The organism is Methanosphaerula subterraneus (assembly GCF_052055875.1).
In the GTDB taxonomy this organism is placed as follows: domain Archaea; phylum Halobacteriota; class Methanomicrobia; order Methanomicrobiales; family Methanospirillaceae; genus Methanosphaerula; species Methanosphaerula subterraneus.
On record NZ_CP170508.1, the window covers coordinates 2103285 to 2122737 of the forward strand.

Annotated in this window: 23 protein-coding genes; 10 read left to right on the forward strand and 13 right to left on the reverse strand. The window is 59.2% G+C overall.

The features are described from left to right. Positions 1-80: 80 nt before the first annotated feature. The 8 genes from lon to ACFKSJ_RS10275 form a co-directional block, all read right to left on the reverse strand. Positions 81-2465, reverse strand: coding sequence for an endopeptidase La (gene lon, locus ACFKSJ_RS10240; RefSeq protein ID WP_440949700.1), 2385 nt, complete (start codon positions 2463-2465; stop codon positions 81-83). Between the two features lie 56 nt (positions 2466-2521). Beyond that, positions 2522-2839 (reverse strand): MarR family winged helix-turn-helix transcriptional regulator, encoded by a 318-nt coding sequence (locus tag ACFKSJ_RS10245; RefSeq protein ID WP_440949701.1) that lies wholly within the window; start codon positions 2837-2839, stop codon positions 2522-2524. Positions 2840-3085: 246 nt separating this feature from the next. Further along, on the reverse strand, positions 3086-3835 hold the full coding sequence (locus tag ACFKSJ_RS10250) for an ABC transporter permease (protein WP_440949702.1): 750 nt from the start codon (positions 3833-3835) through the stop codon (positions 3086-3088). Between the two features lie 2 nt (positions 3836-3837). Next, positions 3838-4824 carry an ATP-binding cassette domain-containing protein gene (locus ACFKSJ_RS10255; protein ID WP_440949703.1) on the reverse strand — a complete coding sequence of 329 codons (987 nt, stop codon included), beginning with the start codon at positions 4822-4824 and terminating at the stop codon, positions 3838-3840. Positions 4825-5027: 203 nt separating this feature from the next. Then, positions 5028-5621 carry a cache domain-containing protein gene (locus ACFKSJ_RS10260; RefSeq protein ID WP_440949704.1) on the reverse strand — a complete coding sequence of 198 codons (594 nt, stop codon included), beginning with the start codon at positions 5619-5621 and terminating at the stop codon, positions 5028-5030. A 171-nt stretch (positions 5622-5792) separates the two neighbouring features. Then, positions 5793-5981, reverse strand: a complete 189-nt coding sequence (locus ACFKSJ_RS10265) for a hypothetical protein (protein WP_440949705.1) — start codon at positions 5979-5981, stop codon at positions 5793-5795. A 636-nt stretch (positions 5982-6617) separates the two neighbouring features. Next, complete coding sequence (locus ACFKSJ_RS10270) at positions 6618-6833, reverse strand: DUF3006 domain-containing protein (RefSeq protein ID WP_440949706.1); 216 nt, start codon at positions 6831-6833, stop codon at positions 6618-6620. Between the two features lie 2 nt (positions 6834-6835). Next, the gene (locus ACFKSJ_RS10275; RefSeq protein WP_440949707.1) at positions 6836-8125 is read right to left on the reverse strand and encodes a lamin tail domain-containing protein; all 1290 of its coding nucleotides are present in this window, start codon (positions 8123-8125) and stop codon (positions 6836-6838) included. 265 nt (positions 8126-8390) lie between these two features. Between ACFKSJ_RS10275 and ACFKSJ_RS10280 the strand changes: the two genes are divergently transcribed. The 6 genes from ACFKSJ_RS10280 to ACFKSJ_RS10305 all read left to right on the forward strand — a co-directional run bounded on the left by ACFKSJ_RS10280 (position 8391) and on the right by ACFKSJ_RS10305 (position 11260). After that, the gene (locus ACFKSJ_RS10280; RefSeq protein ID WP_440949708.1) at positions 8391-9374 is read left to right on the forward strand and encodes a permease; all 984 of its coding nucleotides are present in this window, start codon (positions 8391-8393) and stop codon (positions 9372-9374) included. Positions 9375-9465: 91 nt separating this feature from the next. After that, complete coding sequence (locus ACFKSJ_RS10285; protein ID WP_440949709.1) at positions 9466-9708, forward strand: thioredoxin family protein; 243 nt, start codon at positions 9466-9468, stop codon at positions 9706-9708. A gap of 2 nt (positions 9709-9710) precedes the next feature. After that, positions 9711-10181: a putative zinc-binding protein gene (locus ACFKSJ_RS10290; RefSeq protein ID WP_440949710.1), complete on the forward strand. Its 471-nt coding sequence runs from the start codon at positions 9711-9713 to the stop codon at positions 10179-10181. Further along, a complete protein-coding gene (locus ACFKSJ_RS10295; protein ID WP_440949711.1) occupies positions 10162-10533 on the forward strand; it encodes a putative zinc-binding protein in 372 nt (123 codons plus the stop codon). The genes ACFKSJ_RS10290 and ACFKSJ_RS10295 overlap by 20 nt, the downstream gene beginning before the upstream one ends. Then, complete coding sequence (locus ACFKSJ_RS10300) at positions 10530-10910, forward strand: DUF2703 domain-containing protein (RefSeq protein ID WP_440949712.1); 381 nt, start codon at positions 10530-10532, stop codon at positions 10908-10910. The genes ACFKSJ_RS10295 and ACFKSJ_RS10300 overlap by 4 nt, the downstream gene beginning before the upstream one ends. Positions 10911-11089: 179 nt before the next feature. Beyond that, positions 11090-11260, forward strand: a complete 171-nt coding sequence (locus tag ACFKSJ_RS10305; RefSeq protein WP_440949713.1) for a hypothetical protein — start codon at positions 11090-11092, stop codon at positions 11258-11260. Positions 11261-11286: 26 nt separating this feature from the next. Here ACFKSJ_RS10305 and ACFKSJ_RS10310 read toward each other — a convergent pair whose 3' ends face one another. After that, positions 11287-11445 carry a hypothetical protein gene (locus ACFKSJ_RS10310; RefSeq protein WP_440949714.1) on the reverse strand — a complete coding sequence of 53 codons (159 nt, stop codon included), beginning with the start codon at positions 11443-11445 and terminating at the stop codon, positions 11287-11289. Positions 11446-11530: 85 nt separating this feature from the next. On the opposite strand from ACFKSJ_RS10310, the gene ACFKSJ_RS10315 reads away from it, so the two are divergent. Further along, positions 11531-12331: a DODA-type extradiol aromatic ring-opening family dioxygenase gene (locus ACFKSJ_RS10315; protein ID WP_440949715.1), complete on the forward strand. Its 801-nt coding sequence runs from the start codon at positions 11531-11533 to the stop codon at positions 12329-12331. 31 nt (positions 12332-12362) lie between these two features. After that, positions 12363-13004 (forward strand): type 1 glutamine amidotransferase, encoded by a 642-nt coding sequence (locus ACFKSJ_RS10320; RefSeq protein ID WP_440949716.1) that lies wholly within the window; start codon positions 12363-12365, stop codon positions 13002-13004. Here the strand turns inward: ACFKSJ_RS10320 and ACFKSJ_RS10325 are convergent. Both ACFKSJ_RS10325 and ACFKSJ_RS10330 read right to left on the reverse strand, forming a co-directional pair. Further along, positions 13001-13585 carry an HVO_0476 family zinc finger protein gene (locus tag ACFKSJ_RS10325; RefSeq protein ID WP_440949717.1) on the reverse strand — a complete coding sequence of 195 codons (585 nt, stop codon included), beginning with the start codon at positions 13583-13585 and terminating at the stop codon, positions 13001-13003. The genes ACFKSJ_RS10320 and ACFKSJ_RS10325 overlap by 4 nt on opposite strands. A 57-nt stretch (positions 13586-13642) precedes the next feature. Then, the gene (locus ACFKSJ_RS10330) at positions 13643-14851 is read right to left on the reverse strand and encodes an HD domain-containing protein (RefSeq protein WP_440949718.1); all 1209 of its coding nucleotides are present in this window, start codon (positions 14849-14851) and stop codon (positions 13643-13645) included. A 45-nt stretch (positions 14852-14896) separates the two neighbouring features. On the opposite strand from ACFKSJ_RS10330, the gene cofD reads away from it, so the two are divergent. Continuing rightward, complete coding sequence (cofD, locus tag ACFKSJ_RS10335) at positions 14897-15799, forward strand: 2-phospho-L-lactate transferase (protein WP_440949719.1); 903 nt, start codon at positions 14897-14899, stop codon at positions 15797-15799. A gap of 202 nt (positions 15800-16001) precedes the next feature. On the opposite strand, the gene ACFKSJ_RS10340 is transcribed toward cofD, so the two are convergent. Both ACFKSJ_RS10340 and ACFKSJ_RS10345 read right to left on the reverse strand, forming a co-directional pair. After that, complete coding sequence (locus tag ACFKSJ_RS10340) at positions 16002-16880, reverse strand: universal stress protein (RefSeq protein WP_440949720.1); 879 nt, start codon at positions 16878-16880, stop codon at positions 16002-16004. A gap of 298 nt (positions 16881-17178) precedes the next feature. Continuing rightward, positions 17179-17949 carry a TrmB family transcriptional regulator gene (locus ACFKSJ_RS10345; RefSeq protein WP_440949721.1) on the reverse strand — a complete coding sequence of 257 codons (771 nt, stop codon included), beginning with the start codon at positions 17947-17949 and terminating at the stop codon, positions 17179-17181. A 63-nt stretch (positions 17950-18012) separates the two neighbouring features. Here ACFKSJ_RS10345 and ACFKSJ_RS10350 point away from each other — a divergent pair, with 63 nt between their 5' ends. After that, on the forward strand, positions 18013-19251 hold the full coding sequence (locus ACFKSJ_RS10350) for an MFS transporter (protein ID WP_440949722.1): 1239 nt from the start codon (positions 18013-18015) through the stop codon (positions 19249-19251). Positions 19252-19453 lie beyond the last annotated feature (202 nt).

Below are 19453 nucleotides of genomic sequence, written 5' to 3' on the forward strand. Positions count from 1 at the left end.
GGGAAGTCCCCCGATCCACCCAGGAGATCCCGGCCGTCCTCTCAGCCTCCGTTCCGGGTCCCTGGCTCTTCAGAGGTCCTTTAGAGGTTCTCCATCGGGACGAAACTGTTCCCAGCGTGGAGCACGACGGTCCGGGGGAGTTCGATACCGAGCGCCTCCCGCAGCACCTCCTCGACGGTCTCCACCGGCACGAAGGCCAGTTCGCTCCGGACATCCTCGGGCACATCCGCGAGGTCCCGCTCGTTCTCCTTCGGCAGGATCACCTTTTTGATCCCGGCCCGGTGTGCGGCCAGGATCTTCTCCTTGATCCCCCCGACCGGCAGCACCGCCCCGCTCAGGGTGATCTCCCCGGTCATGGCCAGGTTCGGGTCGACCGTCCTGCCGGTGATCAGGGACGAGAGAGCCGTGAAGAGGGTCACGCCCGCAGACGGCCCGTCCTTGGGCGTCGCCCCCGAGGGCACATGGACATGGATGTCGCTCGTCATGAAGTTGAATCCGTTCTGCGTGTTCGCCAGCCGTGAGCGTATAAGGCTCAGCGATATCGTCGCCGACTCCTTCATCACGTCCCCGAGCTGGCCGGTGAGGGTGAGCTTGCCGGTGCCGGGCATGAACGTACCCTCGATGAAGAGGATCTCCCCGCCGACCGGCGTCCATGCCAGACCTGTCACGACACCCGGGACCGGTTCCTTCCTCGCCACCTCCTGCCGGATCATCTCCTTCCCCAGGATCGCCTGGAGCTTATCCACCGTCACGACGAACGGCAGCTCGGCGGTCCCGGATACGATCTTCTCGGAGACGTGCCGTGCGATCTTCGCCAGTTGTTTCCCGAGCGACCGGACACCTGCCTCGCGGGTGTACTTTTCGATGATCACCTTCAGCGCCTCGTCATCGATCCGGAGTTTGTCTGCATCGAGCCCGTGCTCTTTCAGGGTCTCGGGGATCAGGTGGTCCTGTGCGATGGCGAACTTCTCGTTCCTGGTGTAGCCCGAGATCTCGATCAGTTCCATCCGGTCGAGCAGGGGTGGAGGGATCGTGGCGAGGGAGTTGGCCGTGGCGATGAAGAGCACGTCGGAGAGATCGTACGGGACCTCCAGGTAGTGGTCCGAGAAGGTGTTGTTCTGCTCCGGGTCCAGGACCTCAAGGAGGGCACTCGCCGGGTCGCCGGCATTGGATGCTGTCAACTTGTCGACCTCGTCCAGGATGAAGACCGGGTTTTTCGTCCCGGCTTTCTTCATACCCTGGATGATCCGTCCTGGCAGGGCCCCGACATAGGTCCTGCGGTGCCCCCTGATCTCTGCCTCGTCCCTGACACCGCCGAGGCTGATCCTGACGTACTTCCGTCCGAGCGCCTCGGCGATACTCTTCCCCAGGCTCGTCTTCCCGGTACCGGGCGGGCCGGCGAAGAGGAGGATCGAACCCTGCTTCTCCCCTTTCAGTTTCATCACCGCGAGGTGCTGAACGATCCGCTCCTTCACCTTCTCGAGACCGTTGTGGTGGCTCTCGAGGACGCGGCGAGCCTCTCCGATATCGATGCTTTTCCGCTCCCCTGTGACCCAGGGGAGGTCGAGCAGGAGGTCGAGGTAATTCCGGATCACCGGACTCTCATGATTCTGGCTCCCACCAGTCTCCAGTTTCTTCACCTCTGCCAGTGCCTTTTTGCGCACCTCGTCCGGCATCTCTGCCTTCTCGATCCGTTCCCGGTAGCTCCCGTCACCGCCGGCACCGTCACTCTCGCCCAGCTCCGCCTGGATGACCTTCATCTGCTCACGCAGCATCGCTTCGCGGTTTGATTTATTCACCCGGTCGGAGACCTTCTTGGCCATCTCGATCCGGAGGGTGATCTCCTCCCGTGCCCGAACAAGGATCTCGAGGAACGTGTTGTACCGCTCCTGGACCGAGGCGATCTCAAGGAGGGCCTGCTTCTCGGCGAGGTTTATAGGCATGAAGGGCATGACGAAACCGATGATCTGGTCGATGGATTCCATCCGGTCGATCGGCTGGGTGAACTGTTCGGAACCGGTGAAGTGGCTGCTGATCTCGTTGATGGTGGATTTGATCTCCGCGAGGATCTGATTTTTCTGGTCTTCATCAAGGTCCGAAAGATCGGAGATCAGCTCGAATGTGGCAGAGATCCCTCCGTCCTTCTCTGAAAGGGAGACAACATTCACCCGATGGACGATCTGAACACAGACCAGGTACCCGTCCTCAGCCGGCTGCAGGTGCAGGATCCGGAGCAGGGTGCCGGTCGTATACAGCGACCCGATGGTCACCTCTGAGGGGAGTACCCCGCTCTTCACCGTCAGACCGACTGCGTACTCGGCCTCTTCATCCTTCATCGCTGCCAGCAGGAGGTCCCCGGTGGCTCGGTCGACCGGGATCTTTGTCCGGCTGTCCGGGTAGACGACGATCTCAAAGAGCGGTATGACCGGTTTTTCTAATAATCCATCAGTTATGTCTGATTGCATGGTTTCCTCATTCATTTAGTTTGATTTTACCTAACTAATGTGCAGGAGAAAAAAAATTACCTGACTTTCTGCAGGATCTCTATCAGGAGTTCCTGCTCGTGTTCATCCAGTGAATGCACCATCCGTTCGATCACCCGGCGCAGTGCGGTCTGTTCGGCCTTGGCGATCTTCCGTCCCTTTTCGGTCAGGCGGATGTACAGGATCCTGCCGTCATCAGGACAGGACTCCCGGTACACGCACTCCATTCGGACAAATCTGTTGATCATCTCGGTGATCGTGGGTTTTGAATTCCTCGTGATCTCAGCAAGCCTGCTGAAGGTGACATCGCCCTGTTCATCGATGACTTTCAGATAGGCGATCTGTTTTACCGTCATATCTGAGAGTCCGCATTCGGAGAAGACAGTGCAGGAGCATTCGTTCCTCATCCGGTGTAGGTTTTCAAACACTTCCAGCAGATGTTCTTCTCTCTTCATCATACTCCGACCTTTAATTAGTTAGGTCTTACCTAACCTTAAAGGTGCCGGTCGGGGTATCCCGGTCCAGACCTGATCGCCTGCACTGGCTTTCGCAGGACTCTCAAAAAAGCGGAAGGGGATCCTGTTTCTGCCCGTCCTTCTCGTTTATATGGTGGTCTTCCGGAAGAGGAATGCTCCGATTGCCGTCATGGCCAGGGAGAAGACCCCGATCACCGCAAAACAGACCACCGGATTGATCTGGGAGACTCCGGTCAGCCCATACCGGATCCCTTCAACACCATAGGTCAGGGGATCGACGAGGGTGATCGGCGTTATCCACGAGGGCAGCGAGCTGATGGGAAAGAGTGCCCCGGAGAGGCCGAATATCGGGAAGATGACAAAGTTCATGATCAGCTGGAATCCGGTCATGTCCTCCATCCTCGACGCAATGGCGATCCCAAAGGCCGTGAAGGAGATGCCGATCAACACCATGAACAGGAGTGCGACCAGGAATCCGATCACGCTTGAGATCTGGAGCCCGATGAACAGAGAGATGACCAGGATCATGAACCCCTGCAGGACGGCCGTCGAAGCCCCGCCGGCGGTCTGGCCCAGCATGATCTCCAGCCTTGAAACCGGCGCGACGAGGGTCTCCTTTAAAAAGCCGAACTGCTTGTCCCAGATGACCTGGATGCCGGAGAAGACGGAGGTGAACATCACGCTCATCGCAACCATCCCCGGGATCAGGAACCCGATATAGTCGCCGCCCATCCCGGGCAGCTGCACCACGGAGTTGAGGCCGAAGCCGAGGAAGAGCAGGAAGAAGAGCGGCATACTGATACTGCCGATGATCCGGCTCTTTGAACGGACGTACCGCTTCATGTTCCGAAGCCAGATGGTATAGATGATCTCCATGATCAGTGCCTCCCCATTCTCTGGTGTGTGCGCATCTGCTCCTTATGATCCGCTTCCTGCTCCCGGATGGTCTTCCCGGTGAAGGAGAGGAAGACATCCTCAAGGGTGGGTTTGTGGATCGCGATCGAGGTGATCGGCACCTGTCTCTGGTTGAGGAGCGTGACGATCGTACTGACGAACTGGTCGGCATTCTTCAGGCTGACGACCACTTCATCGTTATGGGTCTCCACCCTGACGACCCAGGGTTCCTTGAGGGCTTCAACCGCGGCGGCCGGCTCGGGAGATCGGATGGTGATCAGGTCCCCGCCAAGCCCGTTTTTGAGATTCTCCGGGGTGTCGATGGCGATGATCCGGCCGTGGTCGATGATGGCGATCCGGTTGCACAGCCGGTCTGCCTCCTCCATGTAATGGGTCGTGAGGATGATGGTGATCCCTTTCTCTTTTGCGAGGGCAGCGATGTAGTTCCAGAGGAGATTGCGGGTCTGGGGGTCGAGACCGAGGGTCGGTTCATCGAGGAAGAGGACCGAGGGGTGGTGGAGCAGCCCGCGGGCGATCTCAAGCCGGCGCCTCATTCCCCCGGAGAAGGTCTTGACGATGTCGTCCCTCCGGTCGTTCAATTCCACCAGCATGAGGAGTTCGGTGATCCGCTGGTGCCGGGTCTCTGTCGGGATCCGGTAGAGCCGGCCATGAAAGTCCATATTCTCCCAGGCGGTCAGTTCCTCGTCGAGGCTCTGGTCCTGAAAGACGATACCGATCGCTCGCCTCACCCCGTCCGGATCTTTTTCGATATCGATGCCATTGATCGTGGCCGAACCGGAGGTGGGGGTGAGCATGGTGGAGAGCATCGAGAGGGTCGTCGTCTTCCCGGCCCCATTGGGTCCCAGCAGGCCGAAGATCTCTCCCTGATCGATATCAAAGGAGATGTCGTCGACGGCGACCAGGTCATTGAAGCGCCTGGTCAGGTTCTGGATATGTAATGCGACTGTCATGAGATCGTCTCCTCTCTGCCGATGCAGGAAGGTAGTATGATCTATTACTACTCTGCTCTGTTAATACGCTATTTGTAGGAGCCCTGGAGAGGCGGACCGGCCGGCGGCTGTAGACGACGGGGCAGGGTCAGAATTGAGTTGACGAGGTGTCGGAGTATCCCTCCTATGAGGGGAACTCGGCGCCATCGTGGATAAAAAATGGGTTATCTCTGGTTCATGGTCTCTGTTCCATTCTGACCGTTCGTTGTGGCGGTCTCTACCGGCCCGATATAGATCCCTGAGCCAAGCCACCAGGTATCGTCCACCTTCTCCACGTACCCCATCTTTGATTCGACCGACCGGTTATGTGCAGGGTTGATGTATGAGAACCGGACGAAGCCGCTTCCATTTCTGGCCACATCTCTCAGGTTCCTGATAAAGAATCCTCCCAGTGCATCCGTCTCGTTCAGACGGTTGACGCCGATCTTCTCAGGGTTGAATGGGTGGGCCAGGGTGGTTCCGTTGAAGTCATAGGCATAGATGTAGAGTTCGCCCCTGACAAACGAACCGTTCGGGTTGGAGAACTCTGCAAGGGCCTTCTCCCTGCCGTTGGTCTGTGCATAGGCAACGGCGCTGTCGACGAAGGAGACAAGCGAGGCATTGGAGGTGATATTCCCCTGCCCCAGGGGAACGGTTCCCGCCGGCAGTGTGGTGTTTGTCCTGGTGGTGACAGCGGGCTGGTTCTGGACGCAGCCGGCGACGAGGAGGGATGCGCCGACGATGAGCAGGACCAGGAACGAGAGTGATCCATTTTTCATACTCTAGTGATGCGTGAACCTGCGAAATAAACCGGTGGGTTTGATCTCTGATTCTGTGAGGTCTCCTTGGAACTGGTGTTCCAAATTGTCCCCTGGAACTCTAGAACGAACTCTGGATGTGGTGTGACCCTGGGAGAGCGTGATCCGGATGACCTGATCGGGGCATGGCCATCAGATCCTCCGGGTCGTCCTCGCCGTGATCCCGTGCGGGCGCCGGCTGCCGGCGAGGTCGGGAGGGGAGTACCCTGCCGCCGCTGACCTGGCGATCAGGTTCTCCTGCCTGGAGGTGATATGGGCCGGAATCCAGGCCCCCTCGCGATGAGTTTGGACTGTGACAGTTCCCTCCGTCCGCAGGCTCACGTTCCGGCCGGCCTTGGCCTCGGCTTCTCGCTCTTGATGGTCGAGGACTCCCGATCCATATCGAAGAGAGGGGTTTCTCGGCGAGCTGCCGGACGCCGGCGAACCCGAGCAGGAGTAAAGAGGAGAAGATCGAAGAGTGTCCAGCTTCAGCAAGCGTGAGGACCCTTGAGGGTGCACAAGAACAATAGCTCAACACCGATTGAAAAGGTACTCTGCTGATCCCGGTTCTGGATACAATAGTTTAAATTATTTATGCTCATATGAGTAATTATCGTGCGGCAACCGTACGGTTGGTGAAGAGATGCCAGAAGATGTACAACCGGCAAACAACGATACCAGTAACCCCATCGACGAGACTGAATCCACCTCCCTGCACACCTGTGCTTGTGGTGAGCAACACCAGGACAGCGCCGGTCACCGGGAATCCTGCACATCTCCACTGAAATTCGGTGATACCTGTTGCTGTGGATCCAGCCATGCACCAGAGGACGATCAACGCCACTGCCCGAACTGCCAGTGAGGATAGCATCCCACTTTTTCACCAGATCATATCAGACAATAATGGGGTTGGGGCGCATTCAGTAAAGTAGATGGTCGAGACGAAGGTGGTGTCAGCCGATCTTCGAGCGCCCGAAGTCAGGTCCCTTTCTGCCTCAACTTCTCAATCAATGACGATACCCGTGCCCGTGCCTCTTCAGTCTCGCGTATCTCACGGGTCGCCGTGATCTCAAGAATGTCCCCTTCTTCTACGCCCGGCAGCAATTCCCGGGGGAAGAGAATCTGTTGAGTTTCTTCGGGCCGCACCAGGAGGACCGCGATCTCTCCCTCAAATCTGTCGACTGTCACTTTCATGATCATCCCTTCTTCTGGCTGACGAGCCGGCCCGATCCATCATAGAGATATGCCGTGTCGCCGTCGTTGTTCCAGACGTTGTCACTCTTCCATTTGATATCGCCGGTCGCGGTGCCGGAGGCGATCGTCACCGAGCCGGCCGCCGGCACCGTGGTACCTGTGAACGTGTACGAATGCTTTGCTCCTTCATCGGTCAACTTCCACCCGGCCAGGCTCACAGATGACGAACCGCTGTTCGTGATCGTCACCGTCTCGCCTTTCAGGTCCAGGACTGTGATCGAGACCGAGCCGGACGATGCCGGCATTGAACTCTGCTGTTGAGTCACCGCGACCGGTGCAGCAGCCTGGGCGGCGGCCGCCATGGTAGCCACCTGGACCGGGGCTGAACTTCCAGTCTTGTCGGTCGCCACTGTGTAGGTGTTGCCGTCGGTCGTGACCGTCACCGTGCCGGCCTGGTCCGTTCGGTAGATCTTCGCCCCGACTGCCTGCAGCCGGCCCAAGGCCTCTGCCGTGGGATGGCCGTAGGAGTTCCCAGCCCCTACGGAGATGATCGCGACCTCGGGCTTGATCGCGGTGAGGAACGCTGCAGAGGAGGAGGTCCGGCTTCCGTGGTGCCCGACCTTCAGGACCGTGGTTGGCTTGAATGAGGAGGCAATCTGTTTCTCCAGGGTGTCGGGCATATCCCCAGCAAGGAGGAAGGAGGTGCTGCCGTAGCTCAGCCGGAGCACCAGCATGTTATCGTGGATCTCCCCGGTGTTCTTTCCGTCCGGAGAGAGCACGTCGATCCGGATAGCCGGATCGAGGTCGATCGTCTGGCCGGCGGTTGGGGTGATGAACCTGATGTTCTTCTGGTCGATGGTGGTCAGGAGGTTCTCGTAGATGGACGAGGTGGATGGATAGCCCGAGTCGTAGAACGTCCCGACGGGGAACTGGGACAGGACCGCCTGGTAGCCGCCGATATGATCGGCATGGGCGTGGCTCGCGACGGCTGCGTCCAGCGACGTCACACCCCTGGCCTTGAGGTCTGCGACGACCCGCGAGCCGGCGTCGGTGTCGCCGGCATCGACGAGCATGGTCTTCCCGGCCGGCGACTGGATCAGGATCGAGTCGCCCTGGCCCACGTCCAGGACAGAGACCCGGAGGGTGCCGGCCGTTGTGCCTCCGATGGTGTAGGTCGCCACTGGTGTGGAGGTGACGGTCGCTGTCGCCGGTGTCGAGTTCGTCGTCGATGTGCAGCCGGCGATTAGAATTCCGCATAGTAAAAGACCTATAAAGATCTTATATATCTTCATAAGGTCCATTAGATATCTTTTAGACTTCTATCTCTTTGGTAAGGGGCACCTCTCTTCGCCCCGAATAATTCAATTTTATCTGAAATAGTAACCTATATACGCCACCTCACCATATTCAATAAATGTTGAAATGCATCTCTGGATGGTATCAGGGCCGGCAGGAGACGATTGTTTGAGAAATGACAGGGCGGACAATCCAGCACAGGGTATGATGAGAGTGGGTGAAGGCTGGCGATGAACGAAAATACAACGATGAACGGAAGAGGTGAAGAGCACGGTCTTTGAAGTGGTGCAGACAGCCGCCGACTGGCTGGTCTATACCGTCCTCGGCCTCGCCCCGGCATCGCAGGCCGGCAGCGCCCTGAACTTCTTCATCTACGACACGGTGAAGATCTTTATCCTGCTGCTGGTGATCATCTATGGGATCACCTTCCTCCGGAGTTTCTTCACCCCTGAGAAGACCCGTGCCTGGCTCGCCGAGCGGAAGGGCTCGACCTTCGTCGGCAACATCCTCGCAGCCCTGCTCGGAATCGTGACCCCGTTCTGCTCCTGCTCGGCGGTGCCGCTCTTCATCGGCTTCGTCGAGGCGGGCATCCCGCTCGGGGTCACCTTCTCGTTCCTGATCGCGGCGCCGATGGTGAACGAGGTGGCGCTCGGGCTGCTCTACGGCCTCTTCGGCTGGCAGATCGCCCTGACCTACATCGCAGCCGGCGAGATCATCGCGATCGTCGCCGGGGTTGTGATCGGTAAACTCGGCATGGAAAAATACGTCGAGGAGTACGTCTACCAGATCAAGGTCGGGTCGCTCGGGGCTGCCGGCGCCGCACCGACCCTCCCCGAACGGTTGAAGGAGGCCTGGGCCGGTTCGGTCGACATCATCAAGAGGATCTGGATCTACGTGGTGATCGGTATCGCGATCGGCGCTCTGATGCACGGCTGGGTGCCGGCCGGAGCGCTCGCCGCCTACGCCGGCAAGGACAACCCGTTCGCAGTGATCATCGCGGTGCTGATCGGTATCCCGCTCTACTCCAACGCCGCGGGCGTGATCCCGCTCGTCTCGGAGCTGACCCGGGCCGGTGTCGCGATGGGTACCGCCCTCGCGTTCATGATGGCCGTCACCGCCCTCTCGATCCCTGAGATGATCCTCCTCCGGAAGGTGCTCAAACCAAAGCTCCTCGCCATCTTCATCGGCGTGGTCGGAACCGGAATCATCTTCGTCGGCTACCTCTTCAACTTCATGATGGGGTGACCAGCGGGACTTCGGCCCCTTGCCGGGATGACGAGCTCTCGATAGAATTGGTGCAAAAACAACAGAACAACGATAACAAGACGAGATGACCATGACAACGATTGAAGTGATTGGAACCGGGTGTGCCAAGTGCCACCAGCTTGAGAAGAATGTACTGGAGACCGTGAAGACACTGGGGCTTGCGGCCGAGGTCGTCAAGGTCAGCGACATCGCCGAGATCATGAAACGCGGGATCATCTTCACCCCGGCGCTGATGGTCGACGGGGAGCTGAAGGTCTCGGGCCGTGTCCCCTCGGTGAAGGAACTGAGCGAGATGCTTGCAAAGGGGGGATGATCGTGGCTGAGGCACCATGTACCTGTGGAGAGGGGAAGCGCATTGTGGTCTACGGGTGCGCCGGCGCATCGAACACCGGACAGTTGGCCAACGCGGCCACCGTCCGCCTGACCCAGCAGGGCAAGGGCCGGATCGGCTGTCTCGCCGGCATCGGGAGTCAGCAGAAAGGGTTCATCACGGCCGCCAAGTCAGCCGACGAGGTGGTGGCGATCGACGGCTGCGAGGTTGGATGCGTGAAGAAGACCCTTGAAACGGCCGGGATCATCCCGGATAAGCATATCGTCGTGACCGATCTCGGGATCGCAAAGTCCGGGGACCTGAACCTCCGCGAAGAGGAGATCGAGCAGGTGGTCGACGCCGTGGAGACGGCGGGGACAACCGCGACCGATCAGAAACAGCCGCCGGCCGGGGACCTGGGAGAACAGAACACCGAGGGAGGCTGCGGTTGCGGCGGTGGCTGCAACTGCGGGTGAACTGATGTCGATCGTGCTGATCACCTGCTCGGGCCTCTCGAACGTCGGCAGGCTCACCGAGCAGGTCGGCCGCCAGGTCCTCACCCGCCGGCCGGGCCGGGTCGAATGGATTCGGGCACAGGCAGGTCCCGAGGCGATCGCTGAAGCGGTTGCTGATGCCTCCCGCGTGCTCGTGCTCGACGGGTGCGAGGACTGCTGTGGCAGTTGTAAGGCGGGCGAGGCCGGTGTGGAGCCGTCCATCCGGCTCATGGCCACCGAGCTCGGCATCGTCAAGGACGGCCGGGCCGAGGTCCGGTACGACGAGATCGAGACCGTCACCCGGGCTGTGATCGCTGCATTGGAGGCACCATGACCAGGCTCGTCGTCGAGTGGCGCCACCTCGCCGTGGAAGGAAAAACCTGCGAGCGCTGCGGGTCCACCGGTGCGAACCTCCGGGCCGTGGTCGCTGAGCTCACCCCGGTCCTCGGGGTCCGGGGGATCGCGCTCGAACTCCAAGAGGAACTGCTTTCACCGGAAGAGATCACCCGGTCCAACGAGGTCCTGGTCGGGGGTACGCCGATCGAGGAGCTCGTCGGAGGTAGAGCCGCGGCCACCGCCTGCCCGTCCTGCAGCACCCTCGTCGGGATCCCCTGCTCCTGCCGGACGGTCCGTGTCGGTGACGAAGAGTTCGAGGAGCTGCCGGAATCACTGATCGCGGCTGCGATCCTGAAGGCAGCGGACCGTTTGTAGGAGTCCCCCTCAAAGACCGGCACTACCACGGAGCATCGCCATGTCAAAAACCACGCAACATCTCTCATTCCTGGATCGGTATTTAACCTCCGGATCTTTCTCGCGATCGGGCTGAGCGTGATGATGTCCAGCCGCTCGCGAAGGTCCGGTACGAGGAGCTCTGAACGGTCTTCCGGGGGGTGCTGGTCGGGGACCCCGGGGCGTACCCTGGGAACCCGATCGGAGGAAGCCTCACCTGGACAGTGACGCAGCCCTGGGCCGTGCCGAAGGACGAGAAGGAGCAGGCGGCAAAACAGAAGGCCCTCGATCCGATCGAGCGGCTGAAAGCCCGGAACGCCGGCAGGTCATGAGCGTTGTGAGGCGAAATGTCAGGGATTCAATGCTGGGGCGGGTGGCAGGTGCAGCTCGAGCCGGCCGGGTGGAGGGCCTCCCGCTCCTTTTTGTAACAGTCCTCGCAGAGGTAGACGAGACCGCGGTCTCGGTGGATCGCTTTCATAAAACGGGTGCCGGAAGCCCCGCAGATGCTGCAGTTCATCGATCCAGGTCTGTCCTTCCTGAACATAAGCGTATGGTTCTATATCCATGCCAGTCCACACATCTGATCCTATGGTGAACCTTCGATGAGAGTCGACCGGCTGCCGGCGATCTTCGTCTCGCACGGGGCCCCGACGCTCCCGTTCGAGCAGGTCCCGGCACGGGAGTTCCTCCAGAGCCTCGGCAGGGAGTACAACGATGTTTCAGCGGTCCTCTGCATATCGGCCCACTGGCAGACGAGAGAACCTGTCGTCGGCGCTGTGCAGCGCCCTGAGACGATCCATGACTTCTCCGGCTTCCCCGAGGCCCTCTACCGGATCCGCTACCCGGCGGCCGGTTCGCCCCCGCTTGCAGATCGGGTTGTCGATCTCCTCCATGGGGCCGGCCTCTCCTGCGGGACCGATCAGGTCCGCGGCATCGACCATGGGACCTGGGTGCCGATGATGCTGATGTACCCGGATGGACACGTCCCGGTGGTCCAGGTCTCGATCCAGCAGCACCTCGATCCGGCCGCCCACTATGCCGTCGGCCGGGCCCTGGCCCCCCTTCGGGATGAGGGGGTGCTGATCCTCGGCAGCGGCGGCGCCGTCCACCCGCTCGGGTACGCAGATCTGCGGGAGGGGGCGGACCCGGACCCCTGGGCCATCGCCTTCAACGACTGGCTGAACCGGGCCGTCACTGCCGGCGACCACGACGCCCTCCTCCACTTCCACGAGGAGGCGCCCTACCCGGCCCGCGCCCACCCGTACCCCGACCACTTCATGCCGCTGCTGACCATCGCCGGCACGGTCGGCCCCGGGGCAAAGGGGACGATCCTCCACCAGAGCTGGGACCTCGGCGACCTCGGGATGGGTGCCTTCGCGTTTCAGGGAGACCGCATCGCTTAATGCCGCGAGGGCTCAGTACTGCTGATCAACCATGAAGGTCGTTGTGGTGATGCACACGCCGGAGGAGCCGGCAGAGATGCTTGGAGAGGAATTAAAGGAGCAGGGGGCCGAGGTCGAGGTGGTCAATGTCTACGAGACCGGCCACCTGGTCATGCCGGTGTCGGCGACCCACCTGGTGCTGCTCGGGGGGCCGATGAGCGTGAACGATACGGCGACCCTTCCGTTCATCGAGGAGGAACAGCGGGCGATCCGGGAGTTCGTCGCGGCAGGAAAGCCGGTGCTCGGGATCTGCCTGGGTGCGCAGCAGATCGCCACGGCCTTCGGCGGAATCGTGACGAAGTCGGTGGAGGAGATCGGGTGGCGAATGATCGCCGGCGACGGGACGATCTTCCCGAACCGTTTTTTGGCCTTCCAGCTCCACGGGGAGACTTTCTCGGTCCCGGCCGGAGGGACGCTCCTCTGCAGGGGAGAAGAGGTACAAAACCAGGGATTTCTGTATAAGTGCGCACTCGGCCTCCAGTTCCACCTGGAGATGACCTCCGAACGGATCGAGGCGCTGATCACCGATCGGTCGCCTGCAGAGCAAGCGGCGATCCGGGAAGAGAGCCGGATGTACGCCGGGCAGGGCCATCAGCTCTGCCGGCGGGTGACGGGATTCTTCCTCTCGCTCTAATACCGGACGTAAGTCCCGTAGATCCGCTTGATCCGCCGGGCGAAGGCCTTCCACCCCTCTTTTCTGAGGATCGGGCCGTCCCGGAGCTTGATGTGCGAGATCCGGATCTTCTTGCCGGCGAAGTCATAGACCCCGTCCACGGCGAACTCGTCCTCTCCATCGCACTTCTGGTACAGGGGGATCGTGACCCTTCCGTTGTGGACCGAAGCCTTCACGACGACGTCCTCGACCGCACGGGTCCAGAGGGTATCGATCTCCGAGGCCGCGGCGATGATCGGCCGTTTGGCGCCGACCTCGATGGCCGTCACCTCGACCCCGATGGCCGTTTCATCGTCCAGCTCTGCGACCAGCATGTCGCCGAGCGAGATCTTTTCGTCAGGGAGGAGATCGATCACGCCGAGCCGGGAGACCGACTCTGCGCTGATCACAGTCTTCACATTGATGGGTTCGGGTTCCTTCTCCTGCGGCATATGATAGATGTGGCCGCAGGCACCGCACTGGACCAGCAGATCAGCGGCCTCGCGGAGCACCTGGTGCGACGACTCCTCGCCGCAGGCAGGGCAGCATGCACGGATACTCATGCGGTACCTATTGGGGAGTGGGGTATATGAGCATGATTGCACCTGCAGGTCTCCTGTTCAGAGGATGAGCTTCCCCTGGGCGGTCGGTTTTCTGATATGGAGGGTGGCCGCCGCTGCCTCCCCGACCTGCTCTGAGACCGCGGTCGGGGCGTACACCCCGAGCCTCCACTGCCCCCGCCGGGTCTCGTTCAGGGTCTTCATCATCGGGGAGATCTCCTCGAGCTGGACGGTCAGGTGCCGGTGCCTGACCTGGACGGCCATCGACATCTCGTGCGGGAACTCGGGGATGTCGACCAGCACCTCCTCTTCCCTGACCCCTGCCTCGCCGGCGATCGCTGCGGCGATCGTCCGTTCCTCATGCTGCGGCCGGACCGCCGGGAGGGCCGCTGTGTTGATCTGGTCCTTGCCGACGTACAGCGCCCGCTTGAAGAGGTCTCGCTGCTGCAGTCTGATCACCAGTTGTTGGGCCTGGGTGGCCGGGGAGTTTCGGAGTGCCTGGATGCAGGCGCCGTCGTCCATCCTGACCAGTGAAGCGGCTTCCGTCGGGTCGATGCCGGCCCTGACATGGTAATAGAGGGCCAGCCCGAAGAGCCCCTCGGCGATCCTGCCGACATGGTGAAAGTAAACTGCCGGGCGCATCAGGGTCCGGGCGATCAGCAGGGACTCGGCGGCATTGATCCCGCTCTCCCGAAGGACCATCCCCTCATCGGTCAGCATCACCGAGCGGATCAGCCGGTGGGCGTCGACGGTCCCGTACGGGACCCCGGTGTAGTGGGCGTCCCGCAGCAGGTAGTCCATCCTGTCCACGTCCAGGTCCCCATGGATGATCCCGCCGAGCGGGTGCTCCCCCTCGATCAGGGCGCAGACCGCTTCAGGGTCGGTCCCGGCGCCGGTGATCAGATCCCAGGTGCCGGTGCCGACCAGCACCTCCCTGATGTGGTGGTGGCTCCGCCCGGTGTACTCCTCCATGAACGGCTCGATCGCATGGGAATACGGGCCATGGCCGATGTCGTGGAGCAGGGCCGCGGTCTTCACCAGCAGCGTCTCCTCGGCAGGGAGATCCAGCTGCCGCGCCATCAGCCCTGCCAGGTGCATCGTCCCGAGCGAGTGTTCAAAGCGGGTGTGGTTGGCCCCGGGATAGACTAGGTATGAGAACCCGAGCTGCCGGATCGAGCGGAGTCGCTGCATCACCGGGGCATCGAGCAGCGGAAGGAGGGGTTCGTCCACCTCGACATACCCGTGCACAGGGTCCTTGATGATCTTCATCTGTCGATAGATACTCTAGAGAGAGGCGGGATAAACATATTCGTAATGATCACTGTGCTGTCCGGGGGCACCGGCACCCCTAAACTCCTCCGCGGGCTCCATGCCCTGGTCCCTGACGAAGAGGTTGCGGTCGTCGTAAACACCGCTGAAGATCTCTGGATATCAGGCAACCATCTCTCGCCGGATGTCGATACTGTCATCTACCTGTATGCCGGGCTGCTGAACACCGATACTTGGTGGGGGATCCGGGGGGACACGTTCCTCACCCACGACGCCCTCTCCCCCCTCTCAACGAATGAGTACATCGCGATTGGGGACCGGGACCGGGCGGTGCATATCGCCCGTGGGGAGATGCTCCGGGACGGGTCCACCCTGACCGAGGCGACCCGGCATATCTGCCGCTCCTTCGGGGTCCGGGCCAGGGTGCTTCCGATGTCCGACGCACCGGTCAGGACGATGGTGGCCGCTGAGGGCGGGCTGATCCACTTCCAGGAGTACTGGATCCGGCACCATGGCCAGATCCCGATCACCAGTGTGATCAGGCAGCCCGACCGGTTCGAGGCCTCGCCGGCCGCCCTCGACGCCCTGATGGAATGCGATGCGGTGATCATCGGCCCCTCAAACCCGGTCACCAGCATCGGCCCGATCCTCGAGTGTGTCTGGGTCACCGACCTGCTCAGGGAGAAACCGGTGATTGCGGTCAGCCCGTTCATCGGGGATGCCCCGATCAGCGGGCCGGCCGCGGCCCTGATGAAGGCCTCCGGGGTGGAGCCCTCATCACTCGGGACCTACGGGCTGTACAAAGACTTTGTCGACATCTTTGTGCAGGACATCCGCGACCCGGTCACCGTCCCGGGGGCAATCCGGTGCGACACCCTGATGAAGGACCAGGAGAAGAGCACCGCCCTTGCCGCCGAGGTCCTCTCCCTGTTGAAGGGCCTCTCCTGAACCGGGCGCCTCAATCATTATTGTCGAAAACCTGATGCATACCTGGTTCTCTCCAACATCCGGTCTCCCCCCATAAGGGGGAGGGATGCGAGAATGGTTCGGAGGACTTTTCGAACATCCGGTCCTCTGCAAGAAGTATTCCCTCCGACACGGGCCAGGCAATTGGGATGGTTGCGGGGGTTTTGCTCCCTCACCATTCACATCAATTCTTATAGAGCATTGTCTCGGCTGCACGCACCACGAGTACGGGGCACCTGGCATGCCGGACCGTCTTCTCGGCCACGCTCCCGAGGCGCAGGTAATCCAGCCCGGTGCGCCCATTGGTCCCCATGACGATGAGATCCTGCTGGCTGGATGCTCTGATGATCTCGTTTGCGGGGGAGCCCGTGATGATCGCGGGTTTTACAGCAATGCCGAGCTTCCGGCCCTCGTTGACCACATAATCCACGGCTCTATGGCCAACCTCCGGGGGGAAGTGTTCAACATCTTCTCCCCGAGCGAGCGAGCTGCTCTTAACACTGCTGACGCTCAATGCGGTCACTTCCGCATTGAAGATCCCGGCCATTTCAAGCCCGTACCTGACGGCTGTCCTGGTGTTGTCGTTCCCGTCCGTGGGGATCATTATCCGGTGACACTTCAATCCGGCCGGGTGAACGCTGCTGATGACAAGCACCGGACAGGACGAAAACCGGATCACCTTTTGCGCCACACTCCCGAGGAGCAGGAGAGAGACTCCGGTACGGGCAGCGGTTCCCATGACAATAAGGTCGTACTTCCCGGAGGCGTCGACAATCTCACTTGTCGGGATGCCGTTGACCACCAGGGGTTTGACATCCACGCCCATCTTCTCACCCTGGTCGACCACATTTTTTACCGCGGTCATGCACTCCTGGTAGAGCGGCGAAACCACATTCGAGGCGGTATAATTCCCTGTGATGGCATTGTTGCTGGTGTCGTTAACGCACATCGCCGTGACAACGGCCCGGGTAATCTTTGCTATGTCCAGGGCAAAAGAGATCGCAGCCCTGGTGATGTCGCTCCCGTCTGTGGGGACCAGAATTTTCTTCCTGTACGGAATCATGATCTTCTCCTTCTACCTGTACCACATCAGGGAAAGGTGCTCGTTCGGAAACGTTCTGGCGCTTTAGAATAATTTACGCTCTTGGTGCCCATCTATTTTTATTTTGTGTCCGCCAGGTCGCATTGCCGTTGTACCGTGTCTGTCCCGTTGTCTGCTCCATTCGGCACAGATTGGATTGTTGAGAGCGCCGGCAGTTGTGGCAAGAGATCGCGCAGAAAAATCCGCGATCTTCATAGACTCGTGTTCAGGAAGAGATCTCAAAAGAGTGGGTTTTCCGGGAATCTGGTAGCTGTCCCGTTCAGGCTCCCCTCCGCGACCTGTCGACCGGTTGGATCTCCTGCACGACTTTTCGCGACAGATAACTGGCGTAAATATCGGGGCATATAAAAATTCCCGTCAATCTCCCGTTGTCTTCCAGAATCGATAGAGACTCCCGGCGGTCAGCCATCAACAACAATCTCATCGAAAGCCCGATGTTCTCTCCCTCTTCATGATGAAAGAGGGATGCCTCAATATCACTCCCGCCAACATAGCATTTTATCGGTGCGAACTCGGCAAGTTCCTTTCTTCCGACAACAAGGTACACAAAAACCCGTTTGGCCGCACGTGAAATATCACTGCCATATGTGGTGATAAATTCTTCATCATTGCAGAGAAGGATAATTTCTGATTTTGCCCGACGCAACATCATCCGAATTTGATTATCCCGAGTCCATTCAGTACTCAGTTTATATCCCTGCATGAGCGGTTCCGGTGTTTCGGTTTCCAGGGCTTTCAGACGCTGGTACAATCCTTCAAGGGATTTCACAGATTCCCGTTTCAACTGCTCAAACATCTGGAAGACATCAACCGGCGAATACCGCACCGGCGACTTGCCGGAAGAGACGATAAACCCTTTTTGGGCTAAAGAGGTGAGCGTTTCATAGATTCTGCCACGGGGGATCTTCGTCTGTTCGTGAATTTCACGGGCACTTGCCACCCGTAATGCTGACAGAATCACGTACACCTTCGCCTCGTATTCACTCATCCCGATTTCTTTCAGGTGCAGAAGTAACGAATCGTCGATCATACTGGTAGCTACTCCATTCAGGAGCACTTTCTTAATATTACGTAATTGGCAATTTTATAAGGCATGGTTATCACACCGTTTAAACCAACGAAATTTCAACCAACAAGATGGACATTACTTTTTCTCTTGTTATCAGCCATGATGATTCTCATGGGAGGAGCAGCTATCGCGCCGGCTCTGCCATTAATCAGCCAGGCATTTCCCGATACGCCAGACTCACTCATCTCCTTAATTGTTACGCTCCCTTCGCTTGCAATTGCCCTCACCGGCATCTTCATCGGTCTTCTTTCGGATAAAATCGGCAAAATCAAAGTCCTTGTCGCCTCCGTTGCTATCTTCACCATCGCAGGAAGTTCCGGATATTTTCTCACCTCCATATACGCACTATTAGTTGGTAGAGTCATCCTTGGGATCGGCATTGCCGGTATCACCTGCACGACATCCTCTCTGATTCCCTGTTATTACGAGGGACCGACCCGTGCCAAAGTTCTCGGTTATCAGGCAGCTGCTATGGGGTTCGGGGTATTGATTCTTGAAATGAGCGGGGGATTTCTCGCCGGTATTTCCTGGCGTGCGGCGTTCCTTATCTACCTGATCGGACTTGTCATTCTCGCAGGTGTTCTTCTCACGATGAAAGAGCCCGTTCTTCCGAAAATTGAAAGGAATACGGCAGAATCTGATGAAAAGTTCCCCCTCTCCCCCCTCCTCTTAGGGTATATAACCCTGTTTATGGGTAGTATGCTGTTCTTTGTAATGCCTATAAAGTTCCCCTACTTTATTGCAAATCTGGATGCAGCACGGATCTTAGGCGAAAACACTGCGCTTACCAGCGGATTATTCCTGGGTATCATGGGCTGTGCCGCATCAATCATAGGAATCTTTTACGGGAGACTTGCCTGGAGATTCCACCGATACACGATCCTCGCCCTTACGTTCATCTGCTTTGGCATCGGGTACTGCTGTCTTGGGTTAGCCACGTCGCTTGTCGCCGTTGCGTTCGCAGTAATCTGTATTGGTCTGGGTAATGGTCTTTTGATGCCGACGATCTTATCCTGGATTGCCACGATCACGCCAAAACAATTCCTCGGCAGGGCAAGTGGCGGGTTCTCAGTAGCTCTGAACATCGGCCAGTTCGCTTCCAGTCTTGTTATCGTGCCGGTCATTGCCATTGCTGCAACAATCAGCAATACGTTCCTTACATTCGGATGTGTGGCGGTTGTGCTCGCTCTGCCGTATCTTCTCGCGATGATAAAGGTAAAGGGAAAGGTTGACCTTCCACAAACAGTCAAAATTGAAAATTGAATGTCGAAAGGATATATCAGGGGGCAGGCCCCCGGCTCCTGCTCGTTTTTTCGTCAGGAAGAAGAAAAAAGGGCTCTGTAGAAACCCTCACACTTCAAAAAACCAAGAAGTTTCTCACTCTTTCAAGTGCATAGACAGCCAGTTTGAATTCCATCTGTTTCTTCTGATAATCCCGGAATAGGCCAATCTCCGACAAACTTTG